Consider the following 22832-nt stretch of genomic DNA (forward strand, 5'->3'; position numbering starts at 1 on the left):
TGACATCCTCGGCGCATCGGAATGTCATGGCGGATTCCAGTCTTCGGCGGTGTCGTCGGTGCCGACGAATTGGAACTGGCACTCGTAGCACCGCGCGGTGCGCAGCGCGCGGTTGATCCAGTAGCCGAAGTGGCGGTGCGCGCTGGTTGAGGTGGTCTCGGTGGCGATGCCGATGGTGCGCAGGACGCTGTTGGCGACGTTGCAGATCTCGTCGAGGTGTTCGTGAGCGCTCTGGCGGGCGTCGGTGCCGTCGTCGACGCGCAGGACTTCGGTCCATCCGCTGGTGAGTCCGATGAGGCGTTGGTCTCCGGCGGCGTTCTTGAGCACGGCGTAGAAGCCGCTGACTTCGGCGTCGTCGTCGCCGTTGACTTGCAGGTCGAAGCTGGGGTCACCGATGATGACGCCGGCGTGGAGGGCGTCGTGGATGAGGTCTGACAGGGCTGACCCGGCGCCCCGGTCTGTCCACTTGGGTACGTCGCATTCCAGCTCGTCGGCCTTGGCTGCGCACCAGCGGTCGAAGGCTTCCTCGTTGATGCTGAACAGGGTGACTTGTGTGGCGGTGAGGGTCACGGTGAAAGCGGGTGCGGTGGCGGTGGGCATGCGGGGTCTCCTGCTGTGTGGGACCGGGCACTCGTGTCCGGCCGAAGGCGTGTCGGCGTGCTGCTCGACTGGTGCCAGTCTAGTGGAGCCGACCGACAGAATCGGGTGCGCGCAGATGCTCTGGCCGGCCGTTACTCGGAAGCAGCTGTATAACCATCGCCCCGGATCGAGCGCGTTGAGCTGGCTAGATGCTGCTACTCGAAAGCTGCTCAAGAGGTTGTCGGGCTCTTCGAGGCTGCGCGCTCGCCTTGTCCGGGCGTTGCGTCGGTGTAGCCAGGCTGGCCACTGCAGTCGCCGGCCAGGTTGTAGAAATGGCCGTAGGCGTCCTCGCGACGGTAGTCGGGGTTGTGCGCGCGCTGCGCGGTGTACCACTGGTCGAAGTCTGGCGCGTTCGGCGGGGTGAACGGGGGCGGGCCGATGTGGGGCCCCCAGGCCGTGACGACCGGCGGGGAGGACTCCGCGAGGCGTGCCTGCAGTGCGCGCTCGTGGGTCTCCAGCGCGGCGACGTCGTTTACCGACCGGGCGGCTTTGGCGCGGCAGTCACCGCTGCACCGTTGCGGGCCACCGGGCTCGTGACTTGCTTTGCACATGGTTCCTCCGACGGATCGCTGCGGGCGTGTTCGTAGCGGTAGTACCGGCGCCGGGCCCCGTTTCCGTCGCGACCGGGGGCAATTTGTGCGCTGGTGCACTGACGGAAATGTCGGCGGCGCCCGGTACTACCGAGCTGGAGACGTCGGCCGCCGGGCCGCGTCGTGGTGTGACGACGAAGCGGAGTGAAGACACGTGTGCAAGGCCAGCCACGCCCCCGGTGGCCCGCAACGGTGCAGCGGGGACGCACGGCATGCGCTCGCGGGGTCGCTGCGCGCGGTGGCGCAGCTGGAACGCGATCGGGACGCGTTGATCACCGCGCCGTTCGCCGGGGACGCTCTCCCTGGGTGGGGTCGGGCTGTCGAGCTGCGCCGGCAGTACCTAGCCGATGCTGAGGCGATGTCTCCTCGGGTGGCGGCCACCCGGTTCGCTCGGTCTGTCCTTCGGGAGGGGGTCGCTGTCATCGTGGACACTGAAACGGTCTCGATGGGCGGCGCGATTTGCGAGATCGCCGTGGTGGATGCCCACACCGGCCGGCCGCTGTTGAACACGTTGGTCAATCCGCGATGCCCGATGACGCCGGCGGCGCAGGCCGTGCACGGCATCTCCGAGCGCGAGGTCACCGCCGCGCACGTGCCGTCGTGGGCCGCCGTTCATGACCGGTTCGCGCAGATCGTGAGCGGCAAGGTGGTCCTGGCCTACAACGCCGATTACGACCGGCAGGTAGTCGCCGATGACTGCCGCCGCTACGGCGTGGACGCATCTGGGTCGATGTCGCACGCGCACTGGTGGGCCGATGTGATGGCTCCGCGCAGCGACTTTGAGGGCGCGTCACGCTGGCTGCGCAACGGCGGCGGCCACCGGGCGCTCGGCGACGTCGAGCTGACGCGCCGCCACCTGCTGACCATGGCCGCGGGCTCCTAGCTTTGGGCACCCGACGATCAGATCTCGGCCACGACCATGTTGGTCACATCAGTTGGGTGGACCACGATTTCGTCTTCACCTCGCCCACCCAGGTAGGCGATGACCGCGGCAGTGCTGACGGCTCCCGAGGCCACCTGGGGGCGTCCGTGACCTCCGAAGCGCAACGCGAAGTTGCGGGCGGTGTCGGCGTTGAGCGTCCAGCTCATTCCCGACTGTCGTCCATCGACGTTGAATCCCCGGTAGATCGTGAGCGTTTCGGGGTGAGCGGCGAGGACTTGGCGCTCCGCCTCGGTCATCATCAGGTGCCGTCGCGGGAATCGGTCGTCGTCCTGCAGCAGGGATTCCCACAGTTGCTGGTCTTCGTAGATGTTCTCGGCGTCGACCCATAGGTCGGCAAGCAACGTCCAGTAGTCCACGTCGCTGAGCTGGGCTGCGATGCGGGTGAACGCGTACACCCGGAATGGTCGCTCATGCAGGAACAAGTACTGCGTCCACTGCTTGTTCTCGGCGGCGTGCCGGCATCCATCTTGTTTGGCGCGCAGCCGCGCATTGGCCATGGCGTTGAGCTGAGGGCTGTGCGGGATCGAGAACACAAGGGGGTGTTTGATGACGGGGCCGAGGAGGGAGTCGACGAGATAGCCCTGAAGTTCGGAGTCGAGTGGTTCCCGTCGTCGCATCAGGGTGTCGAGGTCGGTCATATCAGTTGTCCTTGCCGGAGAGGTTGAGGGCCGGGCTCGCGGGCCGGGCCGGATTGCAGGTCGGGTGTGTCGAGAAGCGTTACGGTGCAGCGCGGTTGGTCTCTGGTTGCCAGGTCGCTCTGCTGTGCACCGTGATGCGCCGGCGGCCAATGCACGTGGTGCAGGCGGCGGGGATGCCACGCTTGGTGCTGAACAGACGGCCTCGACATTCCGGGCAGGTCACCGTCAGCGCGATGGCGCCAGGCTGGTGCGGCGATGCGCGGGTCCAGCGGTTCCAGGCGTGCTGCCAGGACGCGAACTGTTCGGGCTGACCCACTGCCCATCTGGCGAACTCGGTTCGCAGGTCATGCCATACGTCCGTCCCTCGTAGCTCGGGTAGCGCAGCGACCAGGACATGGTGCGGCAGTCGGTGGATGTCGTGTGCAACGTCGCGGTTGGGCATGGCGCGCCTTTCGAGCCGGTGACCGGGCACGCATGCCGGGCCGAATTGTGCTGCGGTGATGCAGAGTTGGATTGTATCTGCCGGCTACGACACGTCGGCCGATCCGCGCAAGACCGGAGGTACGGCCGGGGGTCCCCGCGCTGCTAGGGCGTCAGGAGTGGGTTCCCCACCAGGTGTAGAGCTGGTCCATGGAGGGCCCTTGGGCGCCGGCTTCGGCGACATTGAGCAGCGACTCGGCGTCGCTGGTCCACGCCACCACGGCCTGGCCCGACTGTGTGCCGCAGAACAGTGTCCCTGCCACGACGTCGGGGGCGGCGTTGCGACGCCACGGCCCAGGTGACTGGATATTGCCGGGGCAGGTCACGCGGGTGTAGGTGGCGATGGTGTCAGTGAAGGCCTGGGCGAGTGCCTGCTGGTCGGGATAGAGCGTGTAGGTGGCTGTCGTCGGCCCGCCGGGATCGGTGTTGGGCCCACAGGTAACCGAGGCGTTGGCCGAGGTCTCGTCGGTAGTGCAGCTGGTCTCCGAATACCCCTTGGGCAGAGCGTCATTGAGGCGCTGCACGTCCTCTGCGGTCGGCCTCGCTTGAGTAGTCGTGGGAGCCTGGTCGGTGCCGGAGTCAGATCCTGCAACGTTCCAGACCGCGACACCGACGAGGACCACCCCGGTGAGCACGACCGCGCCGATCGTCAGTGCCTTCGCCGAGGGTGCGCGTCGGCTGGGCGTCGTGGGGATGATCGGCGGCGGTAGCGCGCCGTTCCACGGCGGTGTCTGCCGCGCGGTGCCTGGGTGCGGCGAGCGTGCGCCTTCAGGCCAGGTCGACGTGAGCACAGGCGGGCCACCGTTGTGAGGGGGCCGCGTAGGCGGGGCCGTCAGCGTGGCGCCGAACGGTGCCCTGGGCGCCGGCGGGGCCGGTGGTGCGTCGAACGGCCGCCGCGGCGCCTTGGCGGCGGTGTCTGCGCCGGCGGTGGGCGATGCCGGGGGACGTGCTGTTGTGGCTGTTCGCACAGGCCCAGTGTCCTCACCGTTGCGAGGAGCAGCTGCGCCTGATTGCTCGTCGTGGACTGCTCCAGCCGCGCCGGGTTCTGGATCAGGCAGTACGTCGGTGTGACGGTGGGTGTCGTCGGCGGCGGGCTCGTCCAGCACCGGTGCGGGCTCAGTCTGCGTCGCGAGCGGGCTTGGCTCTGCGGCCGCGGCCGGGATAACCGGTGCGGTGTCGGGCGGAGTCGCGCCGTCATCGCTGGGACGACTGGCGCCGGGTACGCGGTCGGGATCGGCCGCTGGGGCTGAGTGGTCGTCGGTGATTTCGTGGTTGTCGGTGATCTCGTGGTCGTCGGCGACGGTGGGCGCTGCCGGGTCGGCGGGGAGATCGTCAGCGGCGAGTTCAACGGGCGTGCCGTCGGTCGTGGGGCTGTCGTCGTCGGCCGGGTCCTCGGTCAGGTTGGTGGGAGCCGGGGGCGGCGGGACGCTCAGCTGGTCGTCTTGGTGGATGGGCTCGGCATCCTCAGGGAGGTCGTCGATGTCGATGGCGGCGACGGGATGCAGTTTCGTGAAGTCCACGGTTTGGTCGTCCAGGTAGCTGAGGTCCAGGACGTAGGCCACGTCGACGGGGAATCGTTGCATCCCGTAGTGCGGGGAATCACCTGGTCGGCTGGGGCGCATCACGATGTCGCTTACCCACAGGAAGGGGCCGAAGTCGTCAGCGCCGACGCGTTCGGCCGGCAAGGCAGCAGTGTCGGCGCTCGGGTCGAGGCGGTGCATGATCTGCTCGTCGAGACGGGCCGAGAAGTAGGTCTGGCCGTCGGGGCCCAGCCGGATCTCGATGGTCTCCCCGCTGATGGGGAGCTGCCGGCGAAACTCTTCGGGCCCTTCCCGAAGATTGCTGATCAAGAACCGTGACACAGCGCAGAACCTACCGTCGCCCTGACGGGGTTGACTCGACCATCGCAGGGATGGCGGCGATGTCGTCGTGACCGTCGAGGGTGAGTTGACGCTGGTCGGAGAGTTGCAGATCGACCCACTCGATGCCGAGGCGTTCGGTGCGAACGTCGACGGCTCTGACTGTGCTGCCGTAGTCGGGGAGGTAGTCCCCTTCTTGCAGGTCATGCACGATGACCACCTGGGTGGGTCTGGCGTGCGGAGGGCGCGGTGCCGGCGGACGCTCATTCCCGCGAACGGTCATCGGCGTTGGTCTCCCCTCTGTCCTCTCGTGCGCGTCGGCGGGCCGCTCCCGGGTCCGGGCGTCTTCGGCGGTCGGCGCGTGGTGTCTAGGTTAGCTGCGGGTTTGCCCACTTCAGCGTCTCGACAACACTTGATTTCAGTGTTGCTGAGCTGGGCCGGGTGGGCCGCTCATCCGGCCAGCGCGGTCGATGCAGTAGCGGGCTGGTCGTAGAGGTCGGCAAGGTACTGCCGGGTGGCGGCGCTCCACGGCCGGTTGGCGGCGGTACCCAGGACCGCGGCGGCGACGGGTGGGACGACGACATCGGCAAGTTGATGGAAGCGGGCGGTGCGACTGCCGTGCCAGGGATAGTCTCGCGGGAAGCCTTGCAGGTAGCCGGCGTCAGCTTCGGTCAGCCGCTCACCGGTACTTTCCCGGGTCCAGGACCGCGCTTTTTCAGTCAGGCACCACCCAATTCTGTTCGCAGGGAATAGGTTTCCTCCTGTGGCGCGGCGGTTTCCGCGGGTGCGAATCATTTCGTCCTCCGGCCATCCCAGCACCTGGGCCATAGTGCGTTCGGGCCAGCGCACAGTGGCCGGGTAGTGGTCGCGGCGTCCGGTGGGTTCGAATCGGTTGGCCACTAAGAACACTCGTTTGCGTCGCATCGGCATACCGAGGTGGGCGGCGTCGATGGTGAAGACGTTGACTCCCTGAAAGTCGGCCATCAGCTCCGCAGCGATGTCCTCGAACATGTACTGGGTAGCGTCGGTGGCGACCTGTTCCAAGGCGAGCCATTCGAGGTTGGGCAGCCCGAGCGCAAAGCGAATGCTTTGTGCTGCCAGTGCTGTTCGTGGGTCGCTAGCTTCGATCAGTTCCTCGGCGATGTCTTCCCAGGGGCATTCACAGTCCACGCTGCCGGCATGGGTGATGGCGTCGAGGATGATCTGGAGGTCGGCCGTTCCACTGCGAAGTCCTGCTGAGGAGAATGTCGGGCAGGGACTTGAGCAGATGAATCCGGTGGTGTGCGGATAGTCGGCCGGGTTGATGTCGAGGATGTCGGCCAGGACTCGCTGGTGTCCTGCCGCCGTGGCCGCGGCCGCGGCGGCGGCGTTGATCTCCACGCCCAGAATCTCGGAGCGGGGGATACCGATGATGGCGGCGCCGACGTCCCAGCCGCCGGGGCCGGCGAAGGCGTCGAGGATCGTCGGGGGCGACGGGTGCTGTTGGAACGCGGGTGCGTCCATCGGGCCCTCCTGGGCGTGAGGACCGGGCTCGCGAGCACCGGCCGGGTGATCGTTGTTCGGGTGTGATCCTATCGGGGCGCTACGACAACCGTTCTGGTCAGCGACGTTGGCGACGAACCACTTTCGTGTCCCAGATGCCGGTACCGGGCAGCCGCAGTGTGCGGCGCACCGTGCCGTCGGCGGCGCGACTGAACCGCAGGGGGCCTGCGCCGGCGCTCACCGACAGGCCTCGCTGGGTCAAGGTGAAGCGCAACGGGCCCAGTGTCTTGGTCTTGCGGAACTGCATGGTGATCCTCCGGGTGTCGTGAGCGATGGTGTTGTGGTGGTAGTACCGGCCGCCGCGCCGATTTCCGTCGCCGTTCTGCGCAGATCGGGCGTGAGCCTGTGCCGTCGCACGCTCTAGCTGCGCGGATGACAGGTCCCCCGGTCACCGCTGTCGTCGACGGTCGCTGTCGCCGGCGGCGAGCAAGTCGGGGTTGATGCGCAGCTCGCCGCGGCCGGTGGCGAGGTCGAGGGAGCGCAGCCGGGAGATGGCGTTGCGGAACCCGCCACCGGCGGAGCTGTACTCGGTGGCTTCGGCGATCTCGGCGATGGGGACATCGCGGTGCGGGGTGCTCGCCAGGTGCTGCAGGATCAACCGGGGCGCTTTGTCGAGTTGCTGGGCCCACCAGTCGATGAGTCCAGGCCCCGGCGGCGGTAGCGGCTCCCAACTGCCCAACGCGGCGCGGCCGGCGTCGGTGATGCGGATGTCGCCGCGGCCCTCGATCAGGCCGCCGCTGCGCAGTGTCGACAGGGCGTTGCGGTATCCCCCGCCTTTGTGGCTACGTCCGGTCAGCAAGGCGACCTGGTTGGTGGTCCGCTGCCCGTGTTGTGCCAAGACGGTGAGGATCTGACGTTGTGCTAGCCCGAGCCGGCCGTCACTGGCCCCCTCCCCTGCCGGCGGAGCGGGCACGGGTTCCGGGGGCTTTGGTTCGGTGGGTTGCTGCGCGGGGGACGTGTCAGATGCCCTGGTCACGGCGGGTTCGGTGCTGAGGGCTCGTTCGACGGTGGACGCCGCGGCGCTGATCTGCTCGCCGACGCTGCGCAGGTGCGCTACGGCCTCGGTCAGCGCCTGCAGGTCCTGGGCCGACAGCATCGGGACTTCGACGCGCTGCACCTGGGCGACGCGCGCCTGTTCGGCAGCGAGCTGTCGCCGCAGCCTCTCGATTTCGACCAACGCGTCGTTCTGGTTGGCGGCGGTCGCCCGCTCGTCCTGATCGCCGGCGCTGTCGAGCTGTCGCCGGAGACCTTCCACGTCGACCGGCGCCCAAGTGATCGCGGCGTGCCGACGCGCCCCTGCCTTCGGTGTGGCACTGGAGTCGAAGGTGCGGCGGCGGCGGACGCTGATGCGCTGGGTGACGCCGAGCCACTCCGGTGACCACACCCAGGCCTGCCCCACCGGTAGCGCGGGCAGGGACTGGCGCACTTCGCGCGCTTGACCTTCCTCGGCGTGCTGAGCGACCCAATCGCTGATGGTGTTGACGTCTTGGGGTGCCGTAACTCCCAGTGCGATAAGCGAATCCACCTGGCTGAGAACTGTCTTGTGCAGCGCGGCAGCGCGTTGAGTGCACAGGGTTACTCCCAGACCTTTGACGCGGCCGCGGCGAACGATGTCTTCGGTAGCCCCGAGCAGCCGCTCGATTCCTGCGCGGGCGCGTTGAGGTGCGAATTCGTCGGCTTCGTCGATGATCAGGTGTAGCGGTTCGCGGTTGCGCCAGTACAGCGTTTCGAGGAAGTCAGCGGCGAAGGCACGTCGCTCCGTTGTACGCATCAGGGAGAGGTCCAGTACAGCCGCGAAGCGCTGGTGAGCAATCAGTTCGGCGATGGCTGCACCCTGATCGGGGCGCAGCGCGACATCGGCGTGGTCGCCGCCCAAGATGACCACCGGGAATCCTGGCTCGCGTCCGTCGGCGGAGGAGCGCAGGCCGTGCCAGACGCCGGTGGGGTCGATGACGCAAATCAGGCAGCCGGCGTCCATCAATTCTTCGGCGAGCACCGAGGCGGTATGGGTCTTACCGCGCCCTTTTTTGCCAAGGATGGCGATCGTGCTCGTCACGCTGTCCACGGGCATGGTGAAGTCTGCGGACAACGCGATTCGCGGCGCTTGCGTGTCGCCGTGTTCGGTGTCGCGCATGTTCCCTGTCACCCCTGTTGACCTGCTCTGATGTGCTTCGCTTCTGAGTATGCACCTGGCGGGCGTGGTTCTGTGGGTGCGCGGCCCGCCCAGTTCGGCCTTCATGTCGCCGCTGGCACGGTGTGCGGCCGGCGGCCTGGTGCCCGGTGCTCGTCGTGCCCGCCCCGCACGGGGGTGCTGAGCAGGCACGACGGCATGTCCTTGGCGAGGCTGCGGCTCAGCCGGTCAGGGCCGCAGCCTGGCGCGCCGGGACGTCGCTTCGTCGGGCGGTACGAGGACTTCGGCGTCGGGATCGTGCTCGACGGTGACGACGGATTGGATCTCGCGTTCCAGTCCTTGGAAGCCGTCGTTGTCGAGTTCGGCGAGGCGGTTCTCCAGGTCCAGCTCGTCGGTGTCGGCGTCGACGGGCACCTGCACGCGTGCTGTGTGCTGAGAAATCTCGGTCCATGTGACGAGCACGGTGCGCATGGTCACGCTGGGCGCGGCGTCTTGGTTAGTAGAGGTCATGGCATCCCTTCGGGGTTGGTGACCGGGCCAGCAGGCCAGGCCGGTGATGCACCCATGTCCTGGGTGCTCTTCAATTCTACTGTCTGGCAGTGACATTCTGATCCTGCGGTGTTGCACTGCCGATTCGTCCTGCGGTGCGCAGCAGTGATGCGGCGACGCCGCGTTGATAGCCGATACCGGGTGCGGATTCGAAGGCGTTGAGTACGGTGATGTCGGCCAGGCCCGCCTCGTTGAGTGTTGTGACGGCTTCGGTGAGGACCCGCAGATAGGCGGACGGCAGCATGGCGACGATCTCGTCCGGTGGTGTGCTGGCGAGTTGGGCGGCGAGCTGCGTGGCGGTGACCGACCCGGGTTGGCCCATCTTGAGGTTGTAGGGCTTCAGGACGGTCATGGGGTCGACGAGCCCGTGTAGCGCTGAGAGGATGGCGACGCTGGCGGTGCCGCCGCAGACGCGCATCGTGTCGGCTGCTTCGCTGCGGGCAGCGGCCAGCATGAGCGCGAAGTGGCTGCTGCAGTAGAGGGATTCGGCGGGCGCAGGATGATCGAGTTTGGTTGCGCCGCAGGCCAGAAGGATCAGCACGTGCTCGGTCAACGGAAGTCCTTGGATTCGATGATCGCCATGGTGACTGCGCGGCACCGAATGGGGATGGCGACGACGGCGAGGTCCCAGCAGCGGATCTTGACTTTGCGGCCGGAGGTGGCCAGGAGCACCCGGACCCACCCGCCGGGTACACCGACGACCATGCCGGTGCGCTCGCCGGCGTTGTGCCATTGCGACTCGGGTCGCAGAGCCACTCGGTCAGCCAACTGGAACTCTCCCAGCGACGTCGCCCATGTCATCTCGGTGCTGTCGGGGTCTTGCACTGGGGTGTAGAAGCGGTCGTCGATCGGCATAGCGGGCTCCCGGGTCGGGCTTGGTGACCGGCCCCTCAGGACCGGCCGTGTGGCATGTGAGGGTTTGAAGCGCCTCTGTCGGTGTGCTTTTGGGTGGGTTCCTTAGGCGGCGAGCGAGGCCAGCAGGGCGTAGCTGATGGCGTGGTACTGCTGATCGGTCATCGGGGTCGGGGTCCCGGTGGCGGGGTGGACTCCGACGACGATGGCCTCTCCGTAGATCATCGGCAGGGTGTGGGGTTCGAGTTCGGTGACGCCGGTGAGCAGGGTCATGGCGGCCATGTTGGGTTCGGCGCCGGCGGTGTCGTCGGCGCTGTACCAGAGGGCGATGTTGTGTCGCAGATCGAGGGTGTCGGTCTGGGTTTGGTTCGCCGGCGCGGGGTCGATGTCGATGGTCTGCCACCATCCGTCGGCGCTGATGCGGAGTGCGCGCATGTTGTCTTCTCCTTCTTTGAGCGGGTCGTTGTCGGGCCGGGTGCGGGGACCTGTCGTCCGTGCTGGTCAGCGAGGCGGCGCGGGGGTCTGTTCGGTGAGTCGTCCTTCGGGTGTGTAGCTCCAGGTGCGGGTGCGTTTGAAGGGCCGCGGCAGGAACAGCACGTGCGCTTGCGGGGTGCGCGCGGCCATGATCGTGGCGTCGTAGTCGCGGCAGATTCCCAGCACCCAGCGCTGGGGCTTGGTGTCGGTCATGGTGTCGGGGGTGATGACGTCGGCGGCGAGCCGGTGTTCGGGGGCGCGGCGGTGTTGCCGGCGCGCGATGTGAGGGCAGAGGCTCAGCGCCGAAATTGCGCAGTCAGGGTGCATCCCGGGGTCGAGATACGCTCGCTGGCTGGCTGATTCGGGTCCTCCTAGGAACGCGACCCACCACCCCAGGGGCTGTCCACAGGAGCCGCACAGCCGCTCGCGAGCGCACTGCAACACTCGGCTCGCTTGGATGGCCGCGAAATCGACACCTCCATCGTCGGTTTCGTTGACGAACGGGATGGGGATGCCGCGGCGCGGGTCGTGTGGCCGTGCGGCCAGGGCGGCCGGCATCTCGTGGAGGGCGACGGTCATCGCGTGCTCTCCCCACTGGCCGGCGGGACGTTGGTGTCGTCCTCGTCGAGCCACCACTGGCCTTCCTCCTCGGCGTATTGGCGGTCGGCGCAGTTTCCGCATGCTCCGTTCCATCCCTCGCCGTCTGTCAGCGATGCGGTGCAGCCCTCTTCGTAGGGGTCGCAGCAGATGTCGTCGGTGTCGGTGTCGGCGCTCTCGGTGGCTGGCGCGGTGGTCATCAGTAGATCCCGGCGAGCTGGTCGGTGTAGAGGTCGGCGGCGTGATCGGCGGCGGCCTCGACTGCAAGGTTGGCGGCTTCTTCGGCGGCGAGGGTGTCCAGCCACGCGGTCACTTCGTCGATCTGGGCGGTCAGGGCGCGGTCCTGGGGGGTGTTCGCGGCGGCCTGTGCGTGCAGGTCCTGCAGAACGGTGCGGGCTTCGTCCGCGGAGAGCATTTCGAGGGGAAAGGCCTCGCCGTCAACGTAATACATCGGTGGTGTCACCCTTCGGGGGCTCTGTGACCGGGCCCGCGGGCCTGGCCGGTTGGTGTGCGTTCTCTGTGTGAGTCGCTGCGTTCAGTGTATCGCGGGGCACTGACAATTTCGGGTGGCGGGCTGGGCGGTCGGTCTTGGTAGGGGTCTTTGGCGTCCATACCGCGGAAGTACCGCCGCCGGGGCGCGATTCCGTCGCCGCGCGGTCAGATTTCTTCGGTCGCGACCAGCCGGTCGAGGACGGTGGCTGCGGCGGCGGCGGCCTCGGAGTCGGCTTGGTGCAGCACGGTGTGGGTCTGCTCGTCCACCAGAAGCGACAGGTGGCTGCGATGGCGAGACAGCATCACGCACAGCCGCCCCGTTGTCAGGGAGAACTCGTCGGCGACGCGTTTACCGGCCATCGGGTGGACGGCGACGACCGCGGGTCGTTCGAGGCCCTGCAGAGCGTCTGCGGTACCGCAGAGCAGTCCCGGGTAGTCGGCCAGCATGGCGCGCACCGCCGCGGCCTGCGGCACGTGAGGCACCACGATGGCCAGGTCGTCCTCGGTGAGCGGGCGTGTCCCTTCGGCGGTGCAGACTTGCGCGCCGTCGAGCAGCGTCCGGACCCGCGTCACCGCCGCCGCGATCAGCGCGGTGTCGGTGCTGCCGTTGGCGACGGTGATGGCCCGGTGCGTCAGTTCTGGCAGCGGCTGGCCGTTGACGGTGATGTGTTCGGGGGGTCGTCGTGAGGTGAACGGCAGGTCGGGGTAGAACGCCGTCTGCACGAGCGCGGTGGTGTCCGGCCCCAGCCGCCATGTGTAGGGCAGCGCGACGGTGTTGACGACCTTTGGGTGGGCGGCGGCGAGTGCGTGCGGGGCTGGCACATGCGGGCCGGTGGGCGAGTCGGCCCACCGCGCGGTGTCACCGGTGACCACGGGGTCGATTTGGCCGGGGTCTCCGACGCAAACCACCTGTGCGGCCATGGATCCGAGCGCACCGAGATCGGCGTAGGTGCACTGGTATGCCTCGTCGACGATCAAGACGTCGGCCTTGGTTTTGGACGGCTCGGAGAACAGCCACCGCGCCTTGGTGGCGACCCGGACCGCCCCTCCGCTGTTGGGCCACATCTTGGTAGCCCCGTCGAGGACGGGGCATCCGTGGGCGTCAGGTTTGATATTGCCTCGGCCCCAAAGTAATCCGATCTTGGGGTGCTCGCAGACCGCAGACAGTCGCCGTGCGATGTCGATGGCCTGGGCGCGGGTCTGGGCGGCGATACCGACCCGCAAGCCGGCACGGTGTGACAGCGCCGCAGCCAGCAGCACGGTCAGTCGGGTCTTGCCCGCCCCTGGTGGGCTGGGAACGTTGACCACGAGATCTGCGCTCCAGACCGACATGAGCACCTGGGCGCTGATCGGGTCGTTGAGCAGTTCCATCCCCGGCCAGGCGACTGGCTTGGGAAGGGGCTTCGGTTTCGGTGCGGCGGCGGGCGCGGTGGCCGCGTTGTCGCCACCATCCTGCGCGGTGTTGGTGTTGCGTGGCTTGAGGATTCGCATGGTCTTACTCCGTTTCTGCTGCGGCACAGAGGACGTCGAGGGGAACATCGCGGCGGCGTAGACCGGGGGTTTTGCCCGAAGCGATCCACGAGTCGGCGCGGAACTGCAACCGCCGGTACTTGGATCGGCCCATGCTGACGGTGCGGGGGTTGGGGGGTGCGGGCATCAGCGAGACCCATTGCCCGGTCGATGGGCGCTGTTCTGCGGCTACCCGTGCGACGGTGAGCAGCAGGGCACCCTTGTGTGCCGTCGCCTCGTGGACGTCGCCGTAGAAGTGGGTGGAGCGGTCGTAGGAGTCCAGCCCGCCGGACCATCCGAGGACGTCTGATCCGCTGCGTAGCCGGGCGTCCAGGCGGCGACAGCGGACGGTGAAGGTGGCCTTGGTTGTCGCAACGACCTCCCCGCCGGTCACGTGTCCGGTATGCACGGCCCGGTGTCGCCAGAGCCGATCCGACAACAGCGCCGCCTCCCATAGGTCGGCGGTGTCGCAGCGGGCGCGCAGCCCCATGGCCGCGACCGGCGGTGGCTCGGGCGCGGTCCAGCTGTAGCCCTTGTCGAATCGCTTGCACGCCGCGGTGAAGGTGTAGGCGTCGTCCTCCCGGATCGGGGTCAGCGCGTCGAGTGGGACCCCAGCGCCCACGCGCTGAGCCCACTGCCGCAGGCCGGTCACCGCCAGTGCGGATCGCCAGTGCGCGGCGTGGCGTTCGGCTTCCGGCGGCGCGCCGGTGATGAACCGCTGGCGGCTGTGCGCCAGCAGGTTGATGACGGCGTTGGTGCCCGGATAGCCCGCCCTGTCGACCCACCATCCGATGACTGCGGACGCCGCGCGAACGCTCGGGTCGGCGTCTTTGTGGTGGGTGCGTGCCACGGATGCCAGCACGGCCAGGGTGGCCCCGTCCGCCATGACGAGCTGGGCGGGCGGCTGCGTGGGGTCCATCTGTGCGCCTGCTCGGGCCAGGGCAGGCAAGACGGCACTGCCGGTGACGGTGGTAGGCGCACCGACCGGAGGCGTGAGAGTGGCTCGGATAGCGCCTTTTTCGGTGGTGTGTGCTTCGACGAACACTGCGGCGGGGGTCAGCGTGAAGAGTGCTTGAGCGACCCGCAGGACGGGCTTTCCGGCCTTCTCGGCTGCGAGGCGTTGCGCGAGGTCGTAGAACTCGACGGTCATTGAGCGGCCACCTTGGCAGCGCGTCGCGCCAGCTCCCATCCGTGCTGCAATGCGTGTGCTGCTGATCCCTCGTCGTCGGTGGGGGTGGCGTAGACGTCGGTTTCGGTCAGGCCGGTGCCGGCCAGCACCTGGTGGGCGTAGGCGTGCAGTGCGCCGCTGGGATGATCGCTGTTCTCAGCCATGGTGGGTACCGCCTATCGGGGCTCGGTGACCGGGCTCGCAAGCCTGGCCGTCTCTGGGCGGCCCGGGGGGCCGCGCTACACCAGAACTGTAGCGCGACCCACCGACAAGTCCGACGCGACCGCTAGGAGCCAGCTCCACTGGGCACTGTGGCCGTCAGCGCGAAACCTGGTGTGCGCGTGGCGGCGTGCTCGTTTCCCACGATGACGCAGACCAGCTTCGAGCGGGGTGGGCGGTCGGGCCACGGGGTATCCCCGTCGGAGACGACGATGGTCACGTGCGGCGGTGGGCGCAGGGCGTCGGCGGCAGCGATACCTACCCGCATGTCGGTCCCTCCCCCGCCGGTGAGCACCGCGTTTTCCACGCGGCTGATCCGTTGCGGCGTTCCGTTGGCGGCATCGCACGTGAGCAGCGTGAGCCGATCGCCGCTGATGCCCGTCGACTTGAGCACGCCGCGGATCTCCGACATACCTGCGAGCAGGTCCGCGTTCGTCATGGACGCCGAGGTGTCGAGCACGATGGCGACGCGCACCTTGGGGCCGCGCATGGACGGCAGGATCAGGCCGGGGCTCTGCCGGCGGGACGGACGGGTGTAGGTGAACTGCACCCGGCCGGCGGCTTCGACGACGGCTTGTCTCGTCACTGACCGCAGTACCCGGTGCCAGGGCACCTTGGGTGGGGTGAGCACCCCGTCGGCCCACCGTTGCAGCCCGGCGGGCACGGTTCCCCGGCCTGTCCCGGCAGATTCGCGGACCGCCTCGGCGATCTGCCGGCGGATCAACCCGCCGGTCGCCTCGTCGACCCCGTTCTGCCCGTCGACGGCGTGGCTCGGGGGCAGCTCCCCGGGCACCGGGGCGAGGCCCGCTCCGGACCCGCAGCCCGGTTCTCCGTCCTCGGCGGAGGCGGTGTCGTCCGGGTCGTCGGGGTTGTCCTGGTCGTTGATCAGGTGCTCGTAGTAGTCCTCGGCCAAGCCGTGGTCCGCGCAGCCGAGCGCTGCGGGTGTGACCACCCCTTCTGGCAGCTCCACACCAGCGTCGAGCAGGTCGTCGTTGATCTCGGCGTCAGCGGCGAGATTCCACACATCGTGCCGGTAGGGCTGCGGCAGCCCCGACGCCCTCTCAGCGTGCACGCGCAGCAGATGGTTGAGTTCGTGGCACAGCACACCTCCGGCTTCACGCACCGTCCACGCGCTCTCCCCCACTAGCAGTTCGGGGTCGAGATACAGCCGCCACCAACGGTCCACCGCCCACGTGCCGTAGCCGGGGACGGCCACCGGGATGAGGCTGAACAATCCGGCGGCGTAGTAGGGCATCTGTTGGAACGCCACCAGGCGCACCACCCGGAACGCCTCGCGTTCCTCAGTGGTGAGCGGGCGGGCCTGGGTGCTCACGGCCGCGTTGCTCATGCTGCGTCCTCACTGAGCAACCCGGCGCTCTTGAGTAGCGCTTCGAACTTGCGCATCTCGGCAGGGATGCGCGCGTTGGCCGGCCGGAACGTCGCCAGGGTGCGCGCCGCGGCGGCGGCGAAGTCCTTCACACCCGCGTCCGAGGCCGCACCGAGGGGCTTCCACGCCTTGCGGAACGCCTCGACCGTGCCGCGCTCAGCGGCCAGGGTTACCACGCCGTTGAGAACCGCCCATACCCGGTCGGGGCGCTCGTGAGCCCAGTCGACCAGCGACGGGTCTGCGGTGACGGCCTCGGGGTCGGGCAGGTCGGCGTGCTGCAACCACTGCACGAACTCCATGCCAGCCCCTTCCCCGACCAAACCCATTGCGAGCGTTTGGATCGCGGGCTGGTCGTCGGCGCGCACGTAGGCCAGCGCTCGGGCGAGCATGTCCCAGCTGCGCTCCGAGGGGTAGGCGCGGCCCCGTTCCTCCGGGGACTGCGGGAACTTGTCGAGCAGATCGGGGCGATGGTGGATGAAGCCCATGACCGCTGAGACTGTCGCCGAAATCCGTTCGGTGCTGGCGACGACTGCGCGCGACAGCGGCAGGGTCCGCCACCGGGTGCTCATGCCGTGCAGCCAGTCGTCCACGGTCGGCTCATAGCTGATGTGGCAGAACCGGTTCGCCATCGGCGGGGCGAGGTCGTAGCCTCCTGCGGCCTGGTCGGGAGGGTTCGCGCCGGCGACCACGCGGACGTCATCGGGCAGCTGGAGGTCACCGACGACGCGATCGAGGACGACAGTCAGCATCGGCCCCTGGACGCTCTCGGGCACCGTGGTCAGCTCGTCGAGGAAGACGATGCCCGCACCGGCTTCGACGAGCCGTTTGGCCCACGCCGGGGCTTCCCGCTGGACGCCGCTGCCGTTGGGGTCCAGGTAGGGCAGCCCGCCAATTTCGGCGGGTTCGTACTGGGAACCCAGGACGACCTCGCAGGGGATCGTCTGTGCGGCAGCGAGGCCGCGGATCAGGCTGGATTTGCCCTTGCCGGGTCGGCTCAGCAGCAGCGCCGGGACTTTCGCCATGCCGCACGCGTCGATCACGGTCACGGTGGTGTTCATGTCAGCCATTGCAGTGGCCCTTTCAGTTGGTGACCGCCCCCGCGGGGATGGCCGTTTGGTGGTGCAGGACAGGTGGTTTGCCCTACGGGAGGAACTCTATTGGGGGGTACTGACAGGTCGCGCCGAGGTTGCCCTCAGGCCAGTGTGTAGCCCGCCTCTGCCAGGGCGTCGGCCAAGGTGTTGCCCCAACCGCTGCCGGGCAGTTCGTCGGCGTCGAACCCGCGCTGGAGGTCCTCTCCGGTGACGCCCCACAGGAACGTCTCGACACCGTATTCGGCACCGCCGGAGGCGGCGATGCGCGGCGCACGCTCCAGCGTGGACGCGACGACGGTGCGGTAGCCGCGCAGCGGCGGGTCCAGGACGTACAGCCCGGCGTCACCGAACCATTCGACGACCTGCTGGCCGTCGTGGACGACCCCGGCGGCCGGGCCGACGAAGCGTGCAGATCCCAAGGTGTCGTTCATTGTCATCGCCCCTTCGGGGTTCGGTGGCTCCACCCTCAGGTGGGGCCGATTGGGTTATCGCGCTGCGCGATTCGCGTTACATCTGATTCTACCGGTGGGCACCGACAAGCTGGTCGGGCGTCACGGCCACGGGTCGTCCTCCGACCACCTTTCACCTGCCGCGAGGGGGTCGAAGTCCGGCGGCGCCGTCTCGGGGTAACGAGCGCGGATCGCGTCCATCTTCGGTGCGGTGCGCTCGTAGTAGACCTCCCAGTGGTGGTCGCACCGGGTGTAGTGCTCACCGCTGCCCGACAGCGCAGGCCGCGGGAACACGTCCCCGCTGCACTGTTCGGGGCCGTCCAGGCAGTCGTCGGTGTCGTAGTGGGTGCTCGTGTCAGCCATTAAGGTGGCCCTTTCGTTGGTGACCGACCCCACGGGGTTGGCCGTTTGCGTTGTCGGACGGTGCATCCGGCGTTACACGACAACGCTATCAACGACCACTGACACGTCCGGTGGGCGCAGCCGGCCGCGATGAGGGTGGGGAGCCGTCAGGAGCGGCGGTAGGTGGACTCCAGTTCGAGGGCTTCGCCGGTCTGGGCCGCGGTGCGGATCTTGGCCAGGGCCGCCTTCGTGATGCCGGTGTCGCGGTCGGCGGGGTCGACGTCGAGGCTGCCCAGGATGCTGTACAGCTCGTCGTCGGACAGGTCGCCGGCGCGATGCAGGGTGATGGCCCCTATGAGCGCTTCGAGCATGACGCGTTCTTCGGGTGCGTACTTGGAGAACTCCGCACCCGCCCACGCCATGGGTTCGTCGTCAGCGCGCCGAAGCCGGTTGAGAGCACCGTCGACGTCCCCGCGGAAGCGGCGCAGGACGCCGGCGTCGTCGTCGCTGAGCCCGGTTCCGGCCAGTTCGGCATCGGCGTCGGCCAGCCACCGTTCCAGCATCGCGTAGACACCTCTGCGGTCGGCGAATGCCAGTGCGCGCCAAAACGTTCGGAAGGCGCCCATGTAGCGCTTGTCCTGGGGGTGCCGAGGCACGAGGTGGGAGCGGATCACGATGTCGCCGTGCTTGGATTTGGCAACCTTGCCCACCCAGGCTGGGGTGAGGCGGCCCTCGGGGAACTCCACGGGCGTCGCCGGCGGGTACCAGGGCTGGGCCGGCGTGTACACGCGGCTGTCGGTCATGATCGAGGCTCCTTCGGTATGGGTGGGTCGTCCCGGCAAGGCCGGGTTGCGCTTCGGGGGTGGGGACTAGCTGCGTCGATGGCATGTCCCCGCGTGCGGGCAGGGTGTCCGTTGATGGTCATAGCAATCCTTGCGGGCTCAGGTGCAGGCCGAGGATGATGCCGGTCAGCAGCGCCAGGACCATCAGTGCGGTCGCCAGCGCGGTGGCGGCGAACGGCCAGTGCCGGGGATTCATGGGGGTGGGCGCGACGCGGGTCCAATAGTCCAGCGCGGCGTGCAGGGCGTCGGGATGGGTCGGTGACTCGCGCATGGCGGTCTGGACCCATTGCCAGCGCACTCCGTAGGCCAGCATGAGCGCGGCGACCTGGGCGCGCAGAACGTCGCTGTCGGCGAAGCAGCGTGTGGATGCGGTGCTGTTGGCGGGCTGGAGGAGTTCGGCGATGACGGGCCCGGGCAGGCCGACGCGGATCGCGATCTCGTCCTCTGTGAGCTGCATGTGGTGGTTCCCATCGGGGTTGTGGGACTGGGTACGCATACCCGGCCGGTTGCTGTTGTGGGGCGCCTTGGCGGCGGATTCTTCGTGGCTCACTGTACTGGGCGTCGAGACTGTACGGTCGGGCGTCCTCAGGTCAGGGTGTCGGGCTTCTTGACGGTCTCCAGGTGTGCGCACACCTGGTCGATGGTCGCCATGCTTAGCCCCGCCCAGCGTGCCGATCCGCCGTCTCCGAAGTCGACCCAGATCGTGCCGTTCGGTTCCGGTTGGATCGGCGTCGACCCCAGGGCGAGGGCATCGCCGGCGACGGCGGTCTGGGTGGGTTCTGTACGTGTTGTGCTCATGGGAGACATCCTTTTTCGATAGGTGACCTGACACGCGTGTCTGGCCGAATGGTGGAACTGGTGATGGCGTCGACTCTAGTCGGGGGCACCGACAGGACCGCGGCCGATCAGTCGCCGATGCTCAGGGTGATGATGGTGCGCACGGTGTAGATGCGGGTGATCTCGCCGTTCCAGTCGGTCAGGATCTGCTGGGCGATTTGTTCGCCGAGGATCTCTTTCTGGGTGTCGATGTCGTCGGCGGCGTAGGCCTCGATGAAGTCGTCAGCGGCGGATCCGTCGAGGGTCAGTTTGTCGACGAGCTGCTTGTCGACGTCGAGGGTCTCCGGTTCGTTCTCGCTGCGCTGCCCGTGCTGCAGATCCCCGGTGACGTTGAAGTCGACGACGACGGTCTCCGAGGTGTGGATGGGCCCTCCGGAGTCGCGCCACCGGCGCGCCTGGTGGGAGCTGATCTTGGCCTTGGACGCGAACTGCTTGAGGCCGCCGGCACGGTCGATCGCGGCCTGGCGGTCGAGGCGCTGTTGGTCTGCCCCCTGCGGGGTCTTGCCCTTCGACGCGTTACGGGTCACTGTGCTCGACGCTGGTCGCTTCCCAGTTTCGCGTTCAAGGCGCTTGCGCATCTCCTCGGTACCGCGTCGGCGCGCTTCGGCTCGGCGTTTGGCTTCTGAGACACCCTGCCAGCGTTGCGTTTTGCTCAGCTCGCGGAACTTTCGTTCGACGAGCGCGCGCACTGCAGCGCCGAATCCCTTGCCGGCCGACTGTTGGGGCCCTGGGCCGCCGCTCGGCGGCGGGGTGGTTGGACCGGCCGGGGACGACGGCGTGGGTGGCGGCGTCGGTGACGAGCTGGCGAAGCGGCCTTTCTTCACTGGTCCGCGCCTTCGGCTGCGGTGTCCGCTGCTCTGTCGGCGCTGGTCCATTTGATGCGGTATTTGCCGTTGGCAGTGGACTTCTCGTCGAGCACCATCGGATCGGTCCCGGCGGGCACCCGGTAGATCCATGCGTCGAGTTCGGCGGCGATCGGATAGAGGCCATGCTGGGTGGCGATGCCGGCGGCGTAGCGCAGTGCCCGGAACCGGGTGTCGGCGCGGATCGCGGCGTACCAGGCGGGTTGCTGATGCTCGCGCTGATAGGGGGGCCACTTGTCGCTGGCCATGCGTCCCAGGTAGGTGGTGTAGATGGCTTTGATCATCTGCTGGTAGTCCAGGCGTTCGGCCTCGCGGGCCTCCTGGAGCTTGCTGCGTAGGGCATCAGCCCATCCACGGAGCAGTCGGGACTGCTCCGGCCACACCCAGGCGGTGTCGATGTCGAGTTCTTCGACGGCCAGGCCGGCGCCGCCGGATTCCACTGGTGCGGTGAGGTGCTGGATGCTGCGGGTGGTGACCCACAAGGTGGTGGGCTCTTTCCAGTGCATGCTCGGGTGCGGCAGCGGCAATTTCGTGGTGAGTCCGTCCATCTGCTCGGCCGGGGGGAGATTGAGCCGCCACAGGCCGAACGGGGGGCGCTGTTCGTGGAACACGTCGACCTTGATCTGGTGCAGTTCCTTGGGCTTGCCGAAGCCGAGTTCGACCTGGCCTGCGGAGGCGAGGTAGGCCGCGCGTTGGTCCACCTGGACGTCTACGGCGTCTTCGCGGCCGCGGTGCGGGCGGTTGTCCCACTTCACCGGGAGCGTGGGTTCCAGGTCTGCGCCGGCTTCGACGGTCACTTCGGTGGGCAGCGGGCAGGCGTCGATCGCTTTGGTGCGTCCTGATTGCCGTTTGCGGTCGAGCAGCTGCGCTCCGACGGTGGCCCACCGCGAGGCGGGTACGAGCCCGGCATCGCCGATGCCGGCGAGCCATGCGATGCGGTCGGCGAGGATCTTGACGGCCTCGGTCTCCTCCTCGGGCAGTTCGGTGGGTGTCCCCTCGATCCCGGCTACTCCCATGTCACCGGGACGTTGCGGGGGCGGGTCCAGGTACAGCAGCGGCGCGAGCACGATCTGCGCTTTGCGCTTCGTACCGTCGTGGTCCTCGAAACGGCATGTGAACCAACCCGATTGGTTCCACGTGACTTCACACTGGAATGTCTTGGCGACTAGGCCGGCGAGATCGTCGGGCAGGTTGTCCATGGGAACGCCGAGCCCGATGAGCGCTTCGTAGGTGAACCACACCTGCGGCTGTTCTTTTGGCTTGGGGCCCCAGTTCCACACGAGGAACTTGTGCAGCGCGTCACCGCCAGGCATGGGGCCGGCCACGACCACGCCTGAGGGCTTGACGATGCCTCTGCTGGTGACGATGGCAACGCGGCCGTCGGCGACGATTGGGGTGTCGGTCCACTGCCGGGTCTTGGGTGTCCAGGGGGACGTGCCGTCGTCGCTGGTGGCGGCCTGCTCCTGGCCGGCGCTCTCGGCCTCGACGGCGGTGTCGAGGACTTGCTCTTCATAGTCGCGGACGGTGGATTCGAACCATCCTCTCCAGAAACCGTTTTCGCGGCTCTTGTCTCCGATCGTCATGTCGGAGGCAGGGAAGTCGGTCGGAAGGGCGCTGCGACCCAGCCGGGCCACCACCTGCTGCCGAGACAGGCCTGCGAGGTCCTCGGGCGTGCCCTTGGTTTCGATGTACCACTGCAGAATGTCGCTAGTCTCGTCGTCGGCGTCGATGCGGTACGTGCGGCCGCCAACGGTCAGTCGGTAGATCATGAGGTTCCCCGTTCTGTTCAGCGCTGGTCTTTGCGCGGCGGAGGGATGTGCATGGCCAAGACGTCCGGCAGGCGGCCCTGACGCCACCGCAGCCGCAGCGATTCCACTGCGCTGGCGGTACGGCCGACCTTCAACGCTGCTTCCGGCACGGTCAGGTTCAGGTTGAGGGCGGTCTTGGCCTCGTCGACGCTCCACGGCTTCTTGACGTTCTTGGCGCGACCCGGAACCGCTGTGCGTGCCGCGCGGCGCTCTATGTAGCGGCGACGCTCCTCGCGACGCCCCTCGGCGAAACCGCCGTCGTAGTCCATGGCGCTCACGCTGCCACCGCCGCACCCGCCAGACGGCCGCTCAGCTCCTGTGGCGCGGTGCTCATCAGCGGTTCCCCCTGGGTTGTTCGACGGTGCGTCTGTATTCGCCTCGCAGCCTATCACCCCTCAGGTATTACAGTCGCGATACCTGAGTGATAGGTTGGGTGTCGCGCGGCACCGAGCGCGGCCGACCCAAGTTGTCAGAGCCCGCCGCTACAGTGCCCAACGAACGCCGGAACATGTTCTGGCGCTGAGAAACGGC

Annotated in this window: 29 protein-coding genes; 1 reads left to right on the forward strand and 28 read right to left on the reverse strand. The window is 68.1% G+C overall.

Going from position 1 to position 22832, the window contains the following annotated elements:
* Positions 1 to 24: 24 nt before the first annotated feature.
* Both RMCN_RS16760 and RMCN_RS16765 read right to left on the reverse strand, forming a co-directional pair.
* On the reverse strand, positions 25 to 600 hold the full coding sequence (locus tag RMCN_RS16760) for a hypothetical protein (protein ID WP_067391333.1): 576 nt from the start codon (positions 598 to 600) through the stop codon (positions 25 to 27).
* A gap of 209 nt (positions 601 to 809) precedes the next feature.
* Entirely contained in the window at positions 810 to 1190 is a 381-nt protein-coding gene (locus RMCN_RS16765; RefSeq protein WP_067391336.1) for a hypothetical protein, read from the reverse strand.
* Between the two features lie 193 nt (positions 1191 to 1383).
* Here RMCN_RS16765 and RMCN_RS16770 point away from each other — a divergent pair, with 193 nt between their 5' ends.
* Positions 1384 to 2112, forward strand: coding sequence for a 3'-5' exonuclease (locus tag RMCN_RS16770; protein WP_084377471.1), 729 nt, complete (start codon positions 1384 to 1386; stop codon positions 2110 to 2112).
* A 17-nt stretch (positions 2113 to 2129) separates the two neighbouring features.
* Here RMCN_RS16770 and RMCN_RS16775 read toward each other — a convergent pair whose 3' ends face one another.
* The 26 genes from RMCN_RS16775 to RMCN_RS16905 form a co-directional block, all read right to left on the reverse strand.
* The gene (locus RMCN_RS16775; RefSeq protein WP_067391339.1) at positions 2130 to 2810 is read right to left on the reverse strand and encodes a hypothetical protein; all 681 of its coding nucleotides are present in this window, start codon (positions 2808 to 2810) and stop codon (positions 2130 to 2132) included.
* A 593-nt stretch (positions 2811 to 3403) separates the two neighbouring features.
* Positions 3404 to 5152 (reverse strand): hypothetical protein, encoded by a 1749-nt coding sequence (locus RMCN_RS16785; RefSeq protein WP_067391345.1) that lies wholly within the window; start codon positions 5150 to 5152, stop codon positions 3404 to 3406.
* A 10-nt stretch (positions 5153 to 5162) separates the two neighbouring features.
* Positions 5163 to 5360 carry a hypothetical protein gene (locus RMCN_RS16790; protein ID WP_165604447.1) on the reverse strand — a complete coding sequence of 66 codons (198 nt, stop codon included), beginning with the start codon at positions 5358 to 5360 and terminating at the stop codon, positions 5163 to 5165.
* A 239-nt stretch (positions 5361 to 5599) separates the two neighbouring features.
* Positions 5600 to 6652, reverse strand: a complete 1053-nt coding sequence (locus RMCN_RS16795) for a DNA cytosine methyltransferase (protein WP_067391351.1) — start codon at positions 6650 to 6652, stop codon at positions 5600 to 5602.
* A 97-nt stretch (positions 6653 to 6749) separates the two neighbouring features.
* A complete protein-coding gene (locus RMCN_RS16800) occupies positions 6750 to 6938 on the reverse strand; it encodes a DUF4236 domain-containing protein (protein ID WP_067391354.1) in 189 nt (62 codons plus the stop codon).
* 141 nt (positions 6939 to 7079) lie between these two features.
* Complete coding sequence (locus RMCN_RS16805; protein ID WP_165604448.1) at positions 7080 to 8837, reverse strand: ATP-binding protein; 1758 nt, start codon at positions 8835 to 8837, stop codon at positions 7080 to 7082.
* Positions 8838 to 9050: 213 nt separating this feature from the next.
* Complete coding sequence (locus tag RMCN_RS16810; RefSeq protein WP_131808561.1) at positions 9051 to 9332, reverse strand: hypothetical protein; 282 nt, start codon at positions 9330 to 9332, stop codon at positions 9051 to 9053.
* Positions 9333 to 9408: 76 nt separating this feature from the next.
* Positions 9409 to 9924 carry a DUF6884 domain-containing protein gene (locus RMCN_RS16815; RefSeq protein ID WP_067391364.1) on the reverse strand — a complete coding sequence of 172 codons (516 nt, stop codon included), beginning with the start codon at positions 9922 to 9924 and terminating at the stop codon, positions 9409 to 9411.
* On the reverse strand, positions 9921 to 10226 hold the full coding sequence (locus RMCN_RS16820) for a hypothetical protein (protein WP_067391367.1): 306 nt from the start codon (positions 10224 to 10226) through the stop codon (positions 9921 to 9923). Before RMCN_RS16820 ends, RMCN_RS16815 begins: the two co-directional genes overlap by 4 nt.
* A 102-nt stretch (positions 10227 to 10328) precedes the next feature.
* Complete coding sequence (locus tag RMCN_RS16825; RefSeq protein ID WP_067391370.1) at positions 10329 to 10658, reverse strand: hypothetical protein; 330 nt, start codon at positions 10656 to 10658, stop codon at positions 10329 to 10331.
* Positions 10659 to 10724: 66 nt separating this feature from the next.
* Positions 10725 to 11276, reverse strand: a complete 552-nt coding sequence (locus tag RMCN_RS16830) for a hypothetical protein (RefSeq protein WP_067391373.1) — start codon at positions 11274 to 11276, stop codon at positions 10725 to 10727.
* Positions 11273 to 11494 (reverse strand): hypothetical protein, encoded by a 222-nt coding sequence (locus RMCN_RS16835; RefSeq protein WP_067391376.1) that lies wholly within the window; start codon positions 11492 to 11494, stop codon positions 11273 to 11275. The genes RMCN_RS16830 and RMCN_RS16835 overlap by 4 nt, the downstream gene beginning before the upstream one ends.
* Positions 11494 to 11745 (reverse strand): hypothetical protein, encoded by a 252-nt coding sequence (locus tag RMCN_RS16840; RefSeq protein WP_067391379.1) that lies wholly within the window; start codon positions 11743 to 11745, stop codon positions 11494 to 11496. The genes RMCN_RS16835 and RMCN_RS16840 overlap by 1 nt, the downstream gene beginning before the upstream one ends.
* Before the next feature lie 206 nt (positions 11746 to 11951).
* Positions 11952 to 13277: an AAA family ATPase gene (locus tag RMCN_RS16845; protein WP_067391382.1), complete on the reverse strand. Its 1326-nt coding sequence runs from the start codon at positions 13275 to 13277 to the stop codon at positions 11952 to 11954.
* 4 nt (positions 13278 to 13281) lie between these two features.
* Positions 13282 to 14445, reverse strand: coding sequence for a hypothetical protein (locus RMCN_RS16850; protein WP_067391385.1), 1164 nt, complete (start codon positions 14443 to 14445; stop codon positions 13282 to 13284).
* On the reverse strand, positions 14442 to 14627 hold the full coding sequence (locus tag RMCN_RS16855) for a hypothetical protein (protein ID WP_067391388.1): 186 nt from the start codon (positions 14625 to 14627) through the stop codon (positions 14442 to 14444). The genes RMCN_RS16850 and RMCN_RS16855 overlap by 4 nt, the downstream gene beginning before the upstream one ends.
* A gap of 122 nt (positions 14628 to 14749) precedes the next feature.
* The gene (locus RMCN_RS16860; RefSeq protein WP_067391391.1) at positions 14750 to 16030 is read right to left on the reverse strand and encodes a vWA domain-containing protein; all 1281 of its coding nucleotides are present in this window, start codon (positions 16028 to 16030) and stop codon (positions 14750 to 14752) included.
* Entirely contained in the window at positions 16027 to 17127 is a 1101-nt protein-coding gene (locus tag RMCN_RS16865; RefSeq protein ID WP_308206343.1) for an AAA family ATPase, read from the reverse strand. The genes RMCN_RS16860 and RMCN_RS16865 overlap by 4 nt, the downstream gene beginning before the upstream one ends.
* A 134-nt stretch (positions 17128 to 17261) precedes the next feature.
* The gene (locus RMCN_RS16870) at positions 17262 to 17591 is read right to left on the reverse strand and encodes a hypothetical protein (RefSeq protein ID WP_067391397.1); all 330 of its coding nucleotides are present in this window, start codon (positions 17589 to 17591) and stop codon (positions 17262 to 17264) included.
* A gap of 120 nt (positions 17592 to 17711) precedes the next feature.
* Entirely contained in the window at positions 17712 to 17972 is a 261-nt protein-coding gene (locus RMCN_RS16875) for a hypothetical protein (RefSeq protein WP_067391400.1), read from the reverse strand.
* Positions 17973 to 18118: 146 nt separating this feature from the next.
* Positions 18119 to 18754, reverse strand: coding sequence for a hypothetical protein (locus RMCN_RS16880; RefSeq protein WP_067391402.1), 636 nt, complete (start codon positions 18752 to 18754; stop codon positions 18119 to 18121).
* A gap of 118 nt (positions 18755 to 18872) precedes the next feature.
* The gene (locus RMCN_RS16885; protein ID WP_131705485.1) at positions 18873 to 19250 is read right to left on the reverse strand and encodes a hypothetical protein; all 378 of its coding nucleotides are present in this window, start codon (positions 19248 to 19250) and stop codon (positions 18873 to 18875) included.
* Positions 19251 to 19378: 128 nt separating this feature from the next.
* Complete coding sequence (locus tag RMCN_RS16890; protein ID WP_067391405.1) at positions 19379 to 19591, reverse strand: hypothetical protein; 213 nt, start codon at positions 19589 to 19591, stop codon at positions 19379 to 19381.
* 107 nt (positions 19592 to 19698) lie between these two features.
* On the reverse strand, positions 19699 to 20157 hold the full coding sequence (locus tag RMCN_RS16895; RefSeq protein ID WP_131808562.1) for a hypothetical protein: 459 nt from the start codon (positions 20155 to 20157) through the stop codon (positions 19699 to 19701).
* 293 nt (positions 20158 to 20450) lie between these two features.
* A complete protein-coding gene (locus RMCN_RS16900) occupies positions 20451 to 22262 on the reverse strand; it encodes a hypothetical protein (protein WP_067391411.1) in 1812 nt (603 codons plus the stop codon).
* 17 nt (positions 22263 to 22279) lie between these two features.
* On the reverse strand, positions 22280 to 22570 hold the full coding sequence (locus RMCN_RS16905) for a hypothetical protein (protein ID WP_067391414.1): 291 nt from the start codon (positions 22568 to 22570) through the stop codon (positions 22280 to 22282).
* Positions 22571 to 22832 lie beyond the last annotated feature (262 nt).

The sequence above is a fragment of the Mycolicibacterium novocastrense genome (genome assembly GCF_001570485.1).
GTDB lineage: Bacteria > Actinomycetota > Actinomycetes > Mycobacteriales > Mycobacteriaceae > Mycobacterium > Mycobacterium novocastrense.

What these genes read in the sequence shown, in the direction of transcription:
- RMCN_RS16760 (WP_067391333.1), bottom strand. Translation starts at nt 600, where the DNA reads ATGCCCACCGCCACCGCACCCGCTTTCACCGTGACCCTCACCGCCACA.
- RMCN_RS16775 (WP_067391339.1), bottom strand. Translation starts at nt 2,810, where the DNA reads ATGACCGACCTCGACACCCTGATGCGACGACGGGAACCACTCGACTCC.
- RMCN_RS16860 (WP_067391391.1), bottom strand. Translation starts at nt 16,030, where the DNA reads ATGAGCAACGCGGCCGTGAGCACCCAGGCCCGCCCGCTCACCACTGAG.
- RMCN_RS16820 (WP_067391367.1), bottom strand. Translation starts at nt 10,226, where the DNA reads ATGCCGATCGACGACCGCTTCTACACCCCAGTGCAAGACCCCGACAGC.
- RMCN_RS16800 (WP_067391354.1), bottom strand. Translation starts at nt 6,938, where the DNA reads ATGCAGTTCCGCAAGACCAAGACACTGGGCCCGTTGCGCTTCACCTTG.
- RMCN_RS16835 (WP_067391376.1), bottom strand. Translation starts at nt 11,494, where the DNA reads ATGACCACCGCGCCAGCCACCGAGAGCGCCGACACCGACACCGACGAC.
- RMCN_RS16845 (WP_067391382.1), bottom strand. Translation starts at nt 13,277, where the DNA reads ATGCGAATCCTCAAGCCACGCAACACCAACACCGCGCAGGATGGTGGC.
- RMCN_RS16890 (WP_067391405.1), bottom strand. Translation starts at nt 19,591, where the DNA reads ATGAGCACAACACGTACAGAACCCACCCAGACCGCCGTCGCCGGCGAT.
- RMCN_RS16810 (WP_131808561.1), bottom strand. Translation starts at nt 9,332, where the DNA reads ATGACCTCTACTAACCAAGACGCCGCGCCCAGCGTGACCATGCGCACC.
- RMCN_RS16825 (WP_067391370.1), bottom strand. Translation starts at nt 10,658, where the DNA reads ATGCGCGCACTCCGCATCAGCGCCGACGGATGGTGGCAGACCATCGAC.
- RMCN_RS16865 (WP_308206343.1), bottom strand. Translation starts at nt 17,127, where the DNA reads ATGAACACCACCGTGACCGTGATCGACGCGTGCGGCATGGCGAAAGTC.
- RMCN_RS16870 (WP_067391397.1), bottom strand. Translation starts at nt 17,591, where the DNA reads ATGAACGACACCTTGGGATCTGCACGCTTCGTCGGCCCGGCCGCCGGG.
- RMCN_RS16795 (WP_067391351.1), bottom strand. Translation starts at nt 6,652, where the DNA reads ATGGACGCACCCGCGTTCCAACAGCACCCGTCGCCCCCGACGATCCTC.
- RMCN_RS16850 (WP_067391385.1), bottom strand. Translation starts at nt 14,445, where the DNA reads ATGACCGTCGAGTTCTACGACCTCGCGCAACGCCTCGCAGCCGAGAAG.
- RMCN_RS16840 (WP_067391379.1), bottom strand. Translation starts at nt 11,745, where the DNA reads ATGTATTACGTTGACGGCGAGGCCTTTCCCCTCGAAATGCTCTCCGCG.
- RMCN_RS16765 (WP_067391336.1), bottom strand. Translation starts at nt 1,190, where the DNA reads ATGTGCAAAGCAAGTCACGAGCCCGGTGGCCCGCAACGGTGCAGCGGT.
- RMCN_RS16875 (WP_067391400.1), bottom strand. Translation starts at nt 17,972, where the DNA reads ATGGCTGACACGAGCACCCACTACGACACCGACGACTGCCTGGACGGC.
- RMCN_RS16905 (WP_067391414.1), bottom strand. Translation starts at nt 22,570, where the DNA reads ATGGACTACGACGGCGGTTTCGCCGAGGGGCGTCGCGAGGAGCGTCGC.
- RMCN_RS16885 (WP_131705485.1), bottom strand. Translation starts at nt 19,250, where the DNA reads ATGCAGCTCACAGAGGACGAGATCGCGATCCGCGTCGGCCTGCCCGGG.
- RMCN_RS16880 (WP_067391402.1), bottom strand. Translation starts at nt 18,754, where the DNA reads ATGACCGACAGCCGCGTGTACACGCCGGCCCAGCCCTGGTACCCGCCG.
- RMCN_RS16900 (WP_067391411.1), bottom strand. Translation starts at nt 22,262, where the DNA reads ATGATCTACCGACTGACCGTTGGCGGCCGCACGTACCGCATCGACGCC.
- RMCN_RS16855 (WP_067391388.1), bottom strand. Translation starts at nt 14,627, where the DNA reads ATGGCTGAGAACAGCGATCATCCCAGCGGCGCACTGCACGCCTACGCC.
- RMCN_RS16830 (WP_067391373.1), bottom strand. Translation starts at nt 11,276, where the DNA reads ATGACCGTCGCCCTCCACGAGATGCCGGCCGCCCTGGCCGCACGGCCA.